Consider the following 11789-nt stretch of genomic DNA (forward strand, 5'->3'; position numbering starts at 1 on the left):
ACCCCCACCAACCGGCCCCCAACGAGCCCGCCGGGCCCTCCGGAGGCCGCGTTCCGCGCCCAGGAGGAGGCGAAGGCGACCGACGGGCACGCCCGGATGGCGGGCACGGTTTGCGGCATGTTGCGGTGTCCGACGTAAGGGACACCGCAACATGCCGAGCCTCGCGGTCGGACCATGGGGGACACGGCCGGACATGCCTCTGCACAGCGGGCGTCCGGACCGGGTAGGCTGTCGGCGCGTCCCCCGAAGGACGCACGCGGGCGTAGCTCAATGGCAGAGCTTCAGTCTTCCAAACTGACGGTGCGGGTTCGATTCCCGTCGCCCGCTCCACACCTTCCGGCCCAGGTCAGAGGCTATATCCCCCGATCCTGGGCCAGCCGGCCACTCCCCCGCTTTGATCTTGCGGGCCATCCGTGGGCCACTAGCTGCTCTGGCCGCCCTTGCGTCCGGACTTCCGGGCGATTCGCTGGTCCATTGCCGAGGCAATCTCGCGGTCCCGTTCGTTGGTCGCGTGCTGGTAGATCAATGCGGGGCGCATGCTCGCGTGCCCATCCGGTGCATCAGCTCCCGAGTGCTGGCACCGGAAGCGGCGGCGAGGGTGTTGCCCGTGTGGCGCAGGTCATGGAAGTGGAAGCCCGATAGGCCAAGCGCTGCAACCGTCTGCGTCCACTTAACCGCCCGCCCAAAGTTGCCGGAACGCAACAGCGCGCCCTTGTCCCCGGTGAAGACCAGGGCGTCAGCGTCGGCGGCGGTGAATTCGTCCAGGTGCACCCGGAGGACATCCACGGCGGCGGCCGGCAAGGCCGCGACCCGCACTCCGGCAGCCGACTTGGAAGGACCAAACTCCAAGTGACTGCGCAGGGCAGCAAGCTTGCGGGCAACACGGACGGTGGCGGCGTCGAGGTCGATGTCCTGACGGCGCAGCGCGGCCAGCTCGCCCCATCGCAGGCCAGAGAACGCCGCCAGCAGGATCAGCGCCGAGTACCGAGCCGGCACTGCGGCGGCCAGGGCGTACACCTGGGCGACGGTCGGGGTAGGCCGCTCCGGCGTGTGGTATTGGTCGTTGCCCTTGATCCGACACGGGTTCTGCCGAATGATCTCGTCCTCACGAACCGCCGTGTTGAGGATGGCCCGCAGCAGCGCGTACGCAAGGCGGCCCGCAAAGCGGGCCGCGCCGGCCCGGCCCCGGCCTGCTGGCGACCTCCGGCCGGCCAGGCTGACGGACGACAAGACCGTTTGAAGACCTCGGGGCTCCGCCCCGAACCCCGGCTCTCCTCAGAGATCAGCCGGGAGCGGATCACCTCGCCGGGCACTACAAGGGCTAGCAGCCTCCCCCGACGGTCGACGACTGCCCGACGAGGAGATCCGCCAGCCCGTTACCAGGGAACAGGCCAACGGCAAGGGTGGTAACAGACACCGCCACCGAAAAGATTCGCCGAAGTCAGCGAATCGACTGCCGCATGACCCAGGTAGGCAGGGGCTCCGTAAAGGCGTGCACCATCTCCCAGCCAGCGCGACGATACACCTCGACGTTGTCGGGGTTGCTGGTCTCCAGGATCGCCGGCAGGCCGTCTGCGGCGGCGCGGTCCAGTCCCACCTTCATGACAGCGTGGCCCCACCGACGGCCGGCGTTGTCAGGGTGCGTACCCAATACCCCGAGGTACCAGAAGGGGGCAGCCGGCAGTGCGGCGTGCACCGCCTCGTCGTAGGCGCGGACGCGGGCCAATGCATCGGCGGGAAGTTGGGCGGCGAGATTGTCGTCTGGCCACTCGTCCTCGGCTGCGGGCGGTTCCCAGATTGCGACCGACGCGCCGTGCTCGATCGTCCAGATCGTTCCTTTATGCACCCGCTTGTCAAAGAGGTGCCCGAAGAAGGCGGCTGAGTACTGCGGATAGGTTGCCTCCTCCGGGAACAAGTACCGCAGGACGGGGTCCTTGGTGAATGCGGCGACCAGCGAGGTGATGACGTGCTCACGGTCTTTCGGCGTGGCGACGGTGATCTCAGGTGCTGTCACAGCGTGAACCTATCTCAGGCCGTCATACAGCCAAGACCACCCGCAGTGCCGCCGCTGCCCGACAACACCGCACAGGTTGACAAATGCTCAGCCCACCCGGCCCGCCATCCGCGATCTTCTTTCAATCGCAAGGCCGTCATGGGCCATCCTTGGGCCAGTAACGGTGGTGCGCAGCGGTCACGAGCGGGCACGAGGGGCAACCAGCTCCACCGCTGGCGGCAGGCGTTTCGGGCATCACGGCCCGTTGAGCGCGCTCTTCCAAACTGATGCGGGTTCGATTCCCGTCGCCCGCTCCCCTGCCTGCCGGCCAGTGGTGTTCAGCGGCCGGTATCCGGGCAGCGTTTCCGGCCGTTCCGGCAGGGGTAGGGCTGTCGGCATGGAGACGAACACGATGGCGTACCTGGTCGGTGGCCCCTGCGACGGCAGCAGCCGGGAGGCAGACCACGCCCTCCTCGAGGTCGAACTGAACGGCATGATCCACCGTTACGTGCGCACCACGAAGCAGCACGGTGACGACGGCACGGTCTACAACTACGACGGCATGGTCGCCCCGGGCGGCGGTGAGCCCGGCGTCGAGAATCCGGCGGCCCGGGTGGCGTCGCCGAAGGCCGACGCGGAGGGGCAGAGCGGCCGGGCCTGACCGGAGGGCCGCGTCCAGCGGCGACGGTGCGGATGCCGGTGCCGACGGGCCGACCGCCGCTCCGGTCAGCTGCCGGTGAGGAAGTTCCAGGCGGAGACGACCCAGCTGGTCTGCTGGAGATAGGCGACCCCGACGCCGACCAGGTAGACCGCCGTCACCAGATGTGCCCCCCGCGCGCTGCGCCGGATGCGGCCCAACTGCCGCTCCCAGATCAGGTGACCGAGCAGCCGGGCGAGCAGGAAGAGGCCGACCGCGACCAGCAGGCTCAGCACGAAGGTGAGCAGCGGGGCGCCCAGGTCGCCGTGGCTGGAGATGGCCCAGATCCCCCAGCAGACGAACGCGAAGAGTGCGCCGGCGGCACTCCACTCCCGGCCCAGCCGCCACTGCGCCAGGTGCCAGCTCATCGGTCGGCGGGGGGTGTCGGGCCCGGCCCAGCCCTGCTCCTCGGAGCCCACCGTCGGGAACTGCTCTGTGCGGGGCGTACGCGGCTGCCCGACCGAGGCGACGCCCCGGCGGAACGCGTCCCGCTGCGGCGGCACCCCGACACCGGGCTGCGGCGGCACCTCGACGGTCCGCTCGGCCCACGGCCGTGTCTGGTCTGCCATCTTCGTCGTCCTCCCCCTGACCGGTTGCCGGCCTCCCACCTACGAGGGTAGCCAGCGGACAAAGCAGTCGCCGTCCCCGTGCCGGTGCCGCCCGCCCCCGCGCGGCGGTACGGTCGACTGATGGCGGAAGTGGAACGGCGGCGGCGCCGGCGGCGGCACCAGCCCGACGGTCAGGCCGGGGAGTCCGGCACCACGACGGCGGCCACGGACGAGGTCCACGACGGCCCGCCACCACCACGGACGCGACGCGGCGGGACGGGCGGGGACGAGGGCGAACGCGGGCTGCGGGGCCTGGTCGGCTCCGGCTCGTCGCAGGTGGGGATCCTCGCGGCGATGCGGGCCCGGGACGCCGCCCGGCCCACCGAGGAGGACCTGGCCGCCGCCGATGCAGGGCTGGTCGTCGTCCGGCGCAACTGGATGCCCCGCGAGGAGCTGCCCCGCTCCGGTCGGTGACCCGACCGGCCCCGTCCGGGGCCGGTCGGGATCGGGGAGTCAGGGCAGGTCGGGAAGCTTGCGGGAGCGCTCGTACTCGGCCACCTGGACGATCCGGCGGGCGTGCCGCTCGTTGCCGGAGAACGCCGTGGTGAGAAACGCCTCGACGAGCGCGGTGGCCTCGTCCAGGGTGTGCTGGCGGGCGCCGACGGCCACCACGTTGGCGTCGTTGTGCTCCCGGCCGAGCTGGGCGGTCTCGATGTTCCAGGCCAGCGCCGCGCGGACACCGGCGACCTTGTTCGCGGCGATCTGCTCGCCGTTGCCGGAGCCTCCGATGACCACCCCGAGGCTGCCTGGGTCGTCGACCACCCGCTGGCCGGTGTGTAGACAGAAGGCCGGGTAGTCGTCGTCCGGGTCGAAGACGTGCGGGCCGACGTCGACCACCTCGTAGCCCTGCTTGGCCAGATGGTTGGCCAGGTGCACCTTCAACTCGAAACCGGCGTGGTCGGATCCCAGGTAGACGCGCATACGCGCAGTCTGTCAGGGCCGTCCCCCGGCGCGCCGCGGGGGCGGCGTGCCGGGGCGGACACGTCACACGATCAGCGGGGCAGCTCGGCGACGACCAGGCCGCCGCGGGCCTTGGGGGTGAACCAGGTGCTCTTGCGGGGCATCTTCTCCCGGGCCAGGTTGACCGCGACGAAATCGTCCACGGTGACCGGGGCGATGAGGATGGCCAGCTCGGCGCGGCCGGCGTCGACCTCACCGGTTAGCCAGCTCGCCGGGTAGTCGCCGCCGACGTAGGTGATCCGTTTGTCGCCCGGGTCGAGGCCGAGCGCCTGCCGTAGCAGCAGCCGCTCGACCAGGGCGTGGTCGAGGTTCTCCAGCCGGCCGGCGTCCTGCTCGTGGGGGAACCGGACCGCGTACCCCCGGCCGGGGAGCCGGAGGTGGACGGTGCCGCCGGTGGCCGGGACCTCGACCGGATTGTCGATCGGGGTGATCTCCGCGCCGGCGGCGCGGAGCCGGTCGAGCAGCTCGTCGGGCGTGGCGGTCAGCTCGCTGACCAGCCGGTTGTAGGGCTGGATGGCGACCGAGGCCGGCGTGGTCACCACGGCGAGGAAGCGGGGCAGGCCACCGGTCTGGGCGGCCAGGCTGCGGTGGTTGCCGTCGGCGACCACCAGCTCCCCGCCGCCGGCCAACGCGGTCAGCTCGCCCTGCTCCGGGCCGGGGCCGAGCAGCCAGATGGCGTGGGTGCGCCCGGCCTGGTCGGTGTCGGTCGCGGCGGGCGCGCCGGCGGCCTCGGTCGCGGCGGCGAGGGCGGCGTGCAGCTCGTCGCCCCGCCCGGTCTGGAGCAGGAGTACGGGCGAGAGCAGGTGCCCGAGCGCCTCGGCGAGCGCCACCCGCTCCCGGACCTTGGCGATGAAGACGTCCTCGTTGCGGATGACCAGACCGGGCTCGTCGGCGCTGGTGGAAATCTGGTCGGTGTCGACCATTGCGAACAGCCCGTACGCGGGTTCGTCCCCCGGCGCGCTGATTCGGTAGAGGACGACGACCTGCTCGGCCGGGGTGTAGCTGCCGTCGGCCTTGGCCTCGGTGAGGCGGGCCACCGCGTCGGGGAGCGCGTCGAGGAAGGACTTCCCGAGGCTCTCCGGCGCCCGGTGGGGCATCTCGATGCCGAGGGCACTGTGCGGGTTCGTCCCGATGATCGCGGTGATCTCCGCGTCGTCGGCGAACTCGTCGTAGTTCTGCGCGCCGGTGCCGCCAGTGGTGATCCAGGCCCGGGCGATCGGATGCACGACCGTCATGGCACCTGACGCTACCGGCGTCAGCCGCCCGCGCGACGCGGACCCCGCGGCGGGTCCACCAGATGAACGGCGGTACCGCCCGCACCATGAGGTCTGCGGGGCGCTACAGCACTTGAGTACGGATGTGGTTGGCCTTCCCGGCCGGCGTGGGAGGCCGTAGCCGGCAGAGTCGCCGCGAGCCGGCACGCCGGCGACTCGCTTCTGTACTCAAGTGCTGCAGGCTCCGACCGCCCACCCCGGGTCCGTGGCGGATCCGGGCGGACCCAGGCCGCCCGGATCAGTCGAAGATCGGGCCCAGGTCGCGGGAGCGCTTCAGCTCGTAGAAGCCGGGCGTGCCGGCGACCAGCAGCGTGCCGTCCCACAGCCGGCCGGCGGCCTCGCCCTTCGGGGCCGGCGTGACCACCGGGCCGAAGAAGGCGACGGTGCCGCCGTCCGGGCCCGGGGCGTGGATCACCGGCGTACCGACGTCGGTGCCCACCGGCCGCATCCCGGCCTCGTGACTGGCCCGCAGCGCCTCGTCGTTGGCGGTGCTGTCGGCGACCTCGGCCAGCGCCGGGTCGAGGCCGGCGTCGGCGAGCGCGGCTCGGTACAGCTCCGGACCGAACTCCTCCTTGCCCAGGTGGATACGGGCGCCCATGGCGTTGTACAGCCGGGCCACCGCCTCCTGGCCGTGCTGCTGCTCGACGGCGACGCAGACCCGTACCGGCCCCCAGCCCCGCCGCATCAGGTCCTGGTACTCCTCGGGCAACTCGCGTCCCTCGTTGAGCACCGACAGGCTCATCACGTGGAAGCGGATCTCCACGTCGCGCACCTTCTCCACCTCCAGCAGCCAGCGAGAGGTGATCCACGCCCACGGACACATGGGGTCGAACCACATGTCTACGGCGACACGTTCACTCACGGTGAGGTCCTTTCGCGACGGGTACGCCGGCCCGTGCCGGCACACCCGATCCTCACCCCGAACGGCGTCGACCGCTCAGGAAATGAGAGCGTGACCTCTGCCACCGAAGGGTGTGGTGCATGGAAGACTCGGCTCGGGCCGACCGCCACGAGCGGCCGGCGGGCTGGCGCAGCCGCCAGGCGGCGAGAGTGGGATGGAGACGAAAGTGCCGGGAGTGCGCAACCTGACCCAGGTGGAGGCCACCGAGCGGGCCCGCCTGCTCGATGTGACCGGGTACGACATCAGCCTGGACCTGTCGACCGCGGTACAGGCCGAGGGCCGCACCTTCCGGTCCGTGACGGAGGTGCGGTTCCGCTGCGCCGAACCCGGCGCCGGCACCTTCGTCGAGGTCGCTGCCGACTCGGTACGCTCGGCCACGCTGAACGGCACGCCGGTGGACCTATCCGACTGGTCCGCCGAGAAGGGGTTGACCCTGACCGGGCTGGCCGCCGAGAACACCCTTGTCGTGGACGCCGAGTTCGCGTTCTCGAACAGCGGGCAGGGCCTGCACCGCACGGTGGACCCGGTCGACGGGGAGACCTACCTCTACAGCCAGTTCGAGACCGCGGACGCGCAGCGCGTCTTCGCCTGCTTCGACCAGCCCGACCTGAAGAGCGTCTACACCTGGCGCGCCACCGTCCCGGAGCACTGGCGGGTGGTGTCCAACATGCCGGTGGCGCGCGAGGAGCCCGCCGGGGAGGCGCTCAAGACCGTCCACTTCACCGAGTCCGCGCGGATGAGCACCTACATCACCGCGCTCTGCGCCGGGCCGTACCACGAGGTGCGCGACAGCCACGACGGCATCGACCTGGGGGTCTTCTGCCGGGCCTCGATGGCTCGGTACCTGGACGCCGGCGACCTGTTCCTCGTCACCAAGCAGGGCTTCGACTTCTTCCACCAGCAGTTCGGGGTGCGCTACCCGCTGCCCAAGTACGACCAGCTCTGGGTGCCGGACTTCAACGCCGGCGCGATGGAGAACTTCGGGTGCGTCACCCACGCCGAGTCGCACTACATCTTCCGCTCGCAGGTCACCGACTTCGAGTACGAGCAGCGGGCCAACACGATCCTGCACGAGCTGGCCCACATGTGGTTCGGTGACCTGGTCACCATGCGCTGGTGGAACGATCTGTGGCTGAACGAGTCGTTCGCCGAGTGGGCGAGCCACTGGTGCAACACCCACGCCACCCGCTTCGCCGAGGCCTGGACGACATTCCTGTCCATCCGGAAGAACTGGGGCTACCGGCAGGACCAGCTCTCCTCCACCCACCCGGTGTACTGCGAGATGCCGGACCTGGAGGCGGTCGAGGTCAACTTCGACGGCATCACGTACGCCAAGGGCGCCAGCGTGCTCAAGCAACTCGTCGCGTACGTGGGCGAGGAGCCGTTCCTCGCCGGGCTGCGGGCGTACTTCGGCAAGCACGCCTGGGGCAACGCCACCTTCGACGACCTGCTCGGCGAGCTGGAGGCGGCCTCCGGCCGGGAGTTGCGCAAGTTCGCCACGCAGTGGCTGGAGACCGCGCAGGTCAACACGCTGCGTCCGGAGGTGACGATCGGCGCCGACGGGACGTACGAGCAGGTGCTGGTACGTCAGGAGGCGCCGGCCGGGCACCCGACGCTGCGGACCCACCGCATCGGCGTGGGCCTCTACGACCTCGCCGACGGGCGGCTGATCCGCCGGGAGCGGGTCGAGGTCGACGTCACCGGCGAACTGACCGAACTGGACGTGCTGACCGGCCGGCCCGCCGCCGACGTGCTGCTGCTCAACGACGACGACCTGACGTACGCGAAGCTGCGGCTGGACGAGCGTTCGATGGCCACGGTGGTGCAGCACATCGCCGGTTTCGAGTCGTCGCTGGCCCGGGCGCTGTGCTGGACGGCCGCCTGGGACATGGTCCGCGACGCGGAGCTGTCGGCCCGCGACTACGTGGCGCTGGTGCTGGCGGGGTTGCCCGCCGAGACCGACATCAACCTGGTCACCGCCACCCTTCGGCAGGCGAGCAGCACGCTCACCTTCTACGCCGACCCGGCTTGGGCGCCGACGGGCTGGGCGGAGCTGGCCCGCACCGCCAGGGCGGCGCTGACCGCCGCCGAACCGGGCAGCGGGTTCCAACTCGCCTGGGCCCGCGCGTACGCCTCGGCGGCCCGCTCCGGCGAAGACCTGGCGACGCTGCGCGGCTGGCTGGCCGACGTCGACGTGCCGACCGGCCTGACCGTCGACACCGAGCTGCGCTGGACGGTGCTGCAGTCGCTGGTGGCCAACGGGGCGGCGGGCACCGTCGAGATCGAGGCGGAACTCGCCGGCGACCGGACCGCCAGCGGTGAACGGGAGGCCGCGTACGCGCACGCGCTGGTGCCCACCGCCGAGAACAAGGCGGCGGTGTGGGCGCAGCTCACCGGCGCGCAGCCGTTGCCGAACTGGCGCAACCGGGCGCTGTTGCAGGGCTTCACCCACCCGGCTCAGGTGGAGCTGACCGCGCCGTACCGCGAGAGGTTCTTCTCGGCCGTGGCGCAGGTCTGGGCGCAGCGGGACAGCGAGCCGGCGCAGGAGTTCGCGCAACTCGCGTACCCGGCGTACCTCGTTGAGGAGGAGACGGTGGCAGCCACCGACGCCTGGTTGGCGCAGGAGGGCCACCCGGCACCGCTACGCCGACTGGTCGCCGAGGGGCGCGACGGTGTGCTGCGCGCCCTGAAGGCCCGCGAGCGGGACGCCCGGACCGCCTGATCGATGGAGTACGCGGCCCGAGCCGGCGTGGGTGCGTGCGGATCGAGGAGCCGTGGACGGTGCGGATCGAGGAGCCGTGGTCGGTGCGGATCGAGGAGCCGTGGTCGGTGCGGATCGACCCGAGCGTCTGGCCCCGCTGACCCTGACGCACGCGAAAGCCCGGCCCGCGTCTCGCGGGCCGGGCTTTGCCGTGTCGGGGGCGGGCTCAGCCCCGGCCGGCGTGGCTGGCGAGCTGGTCGAGGCCCTGGATGATGCCGCCGGCCAGGTCGCCGCCGCCGAACGCCGCCGCCATGGACAGGGCGGCCAGCTTGGCGTACGTGTCGGGGATGCGCTTACGGGCGTGCCGCCCGGTGACGATCTCCAGCTGGCGCTGGTTGGGCGACACGGCGATCAGCACGGACCGGTCGGGATCGGCGAGCTGGTGGTGCAGCCGCTCGGCGTGTTCCCGGACCGGCTCGTCGAGGCCGCCCACGTAGACCGAGAAGACCAGGCCGGTGCCCTGGTCGGCCAGGCGCAGGGCCTCGTCGATGCGCAGCAGCTGGCGGGTCGAGAACGGCCCGTCGAGCACGTCGGGCGGGGCGGCCGCGCCGGCCTCGGCCCGCTTCTCACCAACGGTCACTTGCGCCTCCGGTTCCACCGGCCGGCGCCTCGACGCCGGCCTGCTCCTGCTTGCGGCTGGTCAGCGCCGGCGCCTGCGCCCCGGCGGCCAGGGCGAGGCCGGCGGAGTCGGCCAGCTGCTCCGGCCGGCTCAGGAACCAGACCGGAGTGAAGTCGAAGCGGCGGCCCGGCCGGTAACGCTTGGCGCCGCCGCCGCTGTCACGGTTGCCGGCGAACACCAGCCCGACGATCACCAGCATCACCGCCGCGGGGATGCCGACGAAGATCAGCGCAGTCTCAGTGACAGACAATCCCAACGCCCCCAGGCGGAAAAGAGAGACCAGAGCATCCGGTTCGGAAAGACGATCATGGCGTCGACCCCCCGACTCCGCTGCCATTCACGTTAGCGGAGGTCACGCCCCGCCAGACTGCGGGGTGCCGATCCCACTCGTCACTCGAGTGTTCCAGTTGCGCGGCCGTGGCGATCAGTCGGGCGTCGTCGCCGTACCGACCGGTCAGCAGCACCCCGACGGGCAGGTCCGTCGCGGTCCGCCCGATCGGCAGCGAGACGGACGGCTCGCCCGTGACGTTGAAGACGGCGCAGAACGGAGAGAACCGGCGCTGCCGGTCGAAGTCGGCGACCGGGTCGCCGTCGGCGGTGAACCAGCCGACGGGGGCCTGCGGCGCGGCGAGGGTCGGGCACAGCAGGAGGTCGTAGCCGGCGGTGCGTCGGGCGGCGAGACGCACCCGGGCCTGGAGCTCGCCGAGGGTGGCAATCAGCACGCCCGCGCCGACGGCCGCGCCCCGGGACCGGAGCAGCCGGGTCAGCGGCAGCAGCTGGGCCTCCCGCTCGGCGGGCACCGGGGCCAGCGCCAGCACATACCAGAGGGTCTCGAACAGCGGCCACACCGCCGGGCCGAACGGCGGGTCCACCGCGACCACCTGGTGGCCGGCGGCGGTGAGCAGCCCGGCGGCCCGGTCCACGGCGGCCAGGCAGTCCGGGTGGACCGGCTCCTCGGCGAGCATCGGCGCGGTGAACCGGCCGATCCGAAGCCGCCCGGGGTCGGCCCGGCGGGCGACGGCGAGGTAGCCGCCGTCGGGGCGGGGCGGCGGCAGGTACGGCTCGCCGGACACCGGCTCGGCCATCACGTCGAGCAGTGCGGCGACATCGGCGACGCTACGCCCGATCGGGCCGTTGGTGGGCAGGCCGAACGCGCCGAAGCCGACCGGGCCGCCGGAGACCAGGCCCCGGCTGGGCTTGTAGCCGACCAGCCCACAGAGTGCGGCGGGGATGCGCAGCGACCCGCCGCCGTCGGAGCCCTGCGCAACGGGGACCAGCCCGGCGGCGACGGCCGCCGCCGCGCCGCCGCTGGAACCGCCGGCCGTGCAGGCGAGGTCCCACGGGTTGCGGGCAGGCGGCGCGACCAGCCCTTCGGAGTAGAGCGAGCAGCCCAACTCCGAGGTGGTGGTCTTGCCGAGGCTGACCATCCCGGCGGCGGCCATCAGCCGGACCACGTCGGCGTCCAGCGGCGGGACGAAGTCGACGAAGGCAGCCGAGCCGAAGGTGGTCCGCACCCCGGCGGTGAGGGTGAGGTCCTTGATCGCGGTGGGCACGCCGTGGAGCGGCCCCCGCCGGCCGGCCGGCACGGCGTCGGCGGCCCGGGCGGCGGCGAACGCCCGCTCGGGGGTGACGGTGACGAACGCGCCGACGGCGTCACCGAGCGCGGCGACCCGGGTCAGGTGGTGGGTGACCAGCTCGACGCTGGAGAGTTCGCCACGGGCGACAGCGGCGGCCTGTTGCAGCGCGGTCAGGTCGTGCGGCTCGGCCATGCCGCCATCCTGCCGGTTCGAGGCCGGATCGGCGGGGCGACACGGCCGGCGGGCTCACCCCCCGGCGGCACCTCATATCGCACTGACATGACCCGGCCGGGATTGCCGGCGGCCGGGCGCCGGCGCGGACGATGGTGATCGATCAATGGCGATCGATGTCGATCGCGGACCACCCGCCGCCCGCCCCGTAGGGAGCAACGCCGTGCA

Annotated in this window: 12 protein-coding genes and 1 tRNA gene; 4 read left to right on the forward strand and 9 right to left on the reverse strand. The window is 72.1% G+C overall.

The features are described 5' to 3' along the window. Window positions 1-256 precede the first annotated feature (256 nt). Window positions 257-330, forward strand: a tRNA-Gly gene (locus tag E1193_RS09345). A gap of 192 nt (window positions 331-522) precedes the next feature. On the opposite strand, the gene E1193_RS09350 is transcribed toward E1193_RS09345, so the two are convergent. Then, window positions 523-1017, reverse strand: coding sequence for a tyrosine-type recombinase/integrase (locus E1193_RS09350; RefSeq protein ID WP_165945691.1), 495 nt, complete (start codon window positions 1015-1017; stop codon window positions 523-525). Between the two features lie 424 nt (window positions 1018-1441). Beyond that, the gene (locus E1193_RS09355; protein WP_132182206.1) at window positions 1442-2014 is read right to left on the reverse strand and encodes an N-acetyltransferase; all 573 of its coding nucleotides are present in this window, start codon (window positions 2012-2014) and stop codon (window positions 1442-1444) included. 376 nt (window positions 2015-2390) lie between these two features. Here E1193_RS09355 and E1193_RS09360 point away from each other — a divergent pair, with 376 nt between their 5' ends. Beyond that, window positions 2391-2654, forward strand: coding sequence for a hypothetical protein (locus tag E1193_RS09360; protein ID WP_132182208.1), 264 nt, complete (start codon window positions 2391-2393; stop codon window positions 2652-2654). A gap of 65 nt (window positions 2655-2719) precedes the next feature. Here E1193_RS09360 and E1193_RS09365 read toward each other — a convergent pair whose 3' ends face one another. Further along, window positions 2720-3259, reverse strand: a complete 540-nt coding sequence (locus E1193_RS09365; protein WP_132182210.1) for a hypothetical protein — start codon at window positions 3257-3259, stop codon at window positions 2720-2722. 120 nt (window positions 3260-3379) lie between these two features. Between E1193_RS09365 and E1193_RS09370 the strand changes: the two genes are divergently transcribed. Further along, window positions 3380-3712, forward strand: coding sequence for a hypothetical protein (locus E1193_RS09370; RefSeq protein WP_132182212.1), 333 nt, complete (start codon window positions 3380-3382; stop codon window positions 3710-3712). Window positions 3713-3751: 39 nt separating this feature from the next. Here the strand turns inward: E1193_RS09370 and E1193_RS09375 are convergent, their stop codons facing one another. From E1193_RS09375 to E1193_RS09385, 3 genes are all read right to left on the reverse strand, one after another. Further along, entirely contained in the window at window positions 3752-4219 is a 468-nt protein-coding gene (locus E1193_RS09375; RefSeq protein ID WP_132182214.1) for a ribose-5-phosphate isomerase, read from the reverse strand. Window positions 4220-4290: 71 nt separating this feature from the next. Next, complete coding sequence (locus E1193_RS09380) at window positions 4291-5493, reverse strand: DUF1015 family protein (protein ID WP_132182216.1); 1203 nt, start codon at window positions 5491-5493, stop codon at window positions 4291-4293. Between the two features lie 277 nt (window positions 5494-5770). Next, window positions 5771-6394: a DsbA family protein gene (locus tag E1193_RS09385; protein ID WP_132182218.1), complete on the reverse strand. Its 624-nt coding sequence runs from the start codon at window positions 6392-6394 to the stop codon at window positions 5771-5773. 214 nt (window positions 6395-6608) lie between these two features. Here E1193_RS09385 and pepN point away from each other — a divergent pair, with 214 nt between their 5' ends. After that, a complete protein-coding gene (gene pepN, locus E1193_RS09390; RefSeq protein WP_132182275.1) occupies window positions 6609-9155 on the forward strand; it encodes an aminopeptidase N in 2547 nt (848 codons plus the stop codon). A 205-nt stretch (window positions 9156-9360) separates the two neighbouring features. Here pepN and E1193_RS09395 read toward each other — a convergent pair whose 3' ends face one another. The 3 genes from E1193_RS09395 to E1193_RS09405 form a co-directional block, all read right to left on the reverse strand. Next, window positions 9361-9774 (reverse strand): DUF5130 family protein, encoded by a 414-nt coding sequence (locus E1193_RS09395; RefSeq protein ID WP_132182220.1) that lies wholly within the window; start codon window positions 9772-9774, stop codon window positions 9361-9363. Then, window positions 9761-10012 (reverse strand): hypothetical protein, encoded by a 252-nt coding sequence (locus E1193_RS09400; protein WP_132182277.1) that lies wholly within the window; start codon window positions 10010-10012, stop codon window positions 9761-9763. Before E1193_RS09400 ends, E1193_RS09395 begins: the two co-directional genes overlap by 14 nt. A 106-nt stretch (window positions 10013-10118) precedes the next feature. Beyond that, complete coding sequence (locus E1193_RS09405) at window positions 10119-11582, reverse strand: amidase (RefSeq protein WP_132182222.1); 1464 nt, start codon at window positions 11580-11582, stop codon at window positions 10119-10121. Between the last annotated feature and the right edge of the window lie 207 nt (window positions 11583-11789).

The sequence above is a fragment of the Micromonospora sp. KC606 genome (assembly GCF_004348675.1).
Lineage (GTDB): Bacteria > Actinomycetota > Actinomycetes > Mycobacteriales > Micromonosporaceae > Micromonospora.

What these genes read in the sequence shown, in the direction of transcription:
- E1193_RS09405 (WP_132182222.1), bottom strand. Translation starts at nt 11,582, where the DNA reads ATGGCCGAGCCGCACGACCTGACCGCGCTGCAACAGGCCGCCGCTGTC.
- E1193_RS09375 (WP_132182214.1), bottom strand. Translation starts at nt 4,219, where the DNA reads ATGCGCGTCTACCTGGGATCCGACCACGCCGGTTTCGAGTTGAAGGTG.
- E1193_RS09380 (WP_132182216.1), bottom strand. Translation starts at nt 5,493, where the DNA reads ATGACGGTCGTGCATCCGATCGCCCGGGCCTGGATCACCACTGGCGGC.
- E1193_RS09365 (WP_132182210.1), bottom strand. Translation starts at nt 3,259, where the DNA reads ATGGCAGACCAGACACGGCCGTGGGCCGAGCGGACCGTCGAGGTGCCG.
- E1193_RS09360 (WP_132182208.1), top strand. Translation starts at nt 2,391, where the DNA reads ATGGAGACGAACACGATGGCGTACCTGGTCGGTGGCCCCTGCGACGGC.
- E1193_RS09400 (WP_132182277.1), bottom strand. Translation starts at nt 10,012, where the DNA reads ATGCTGGTGATCGTCGGGCTGGTGTTCGCCGGCAACCGTGACAGCGGC.
- E1193_RS09370 (WP_132182212.1), top strand. Translation starts at nt 3,380, where the DNA reads ATGGCGGAAGTGGAACGGCGGCGGCGCCGGCGGCGGCACCAGCCCGAC.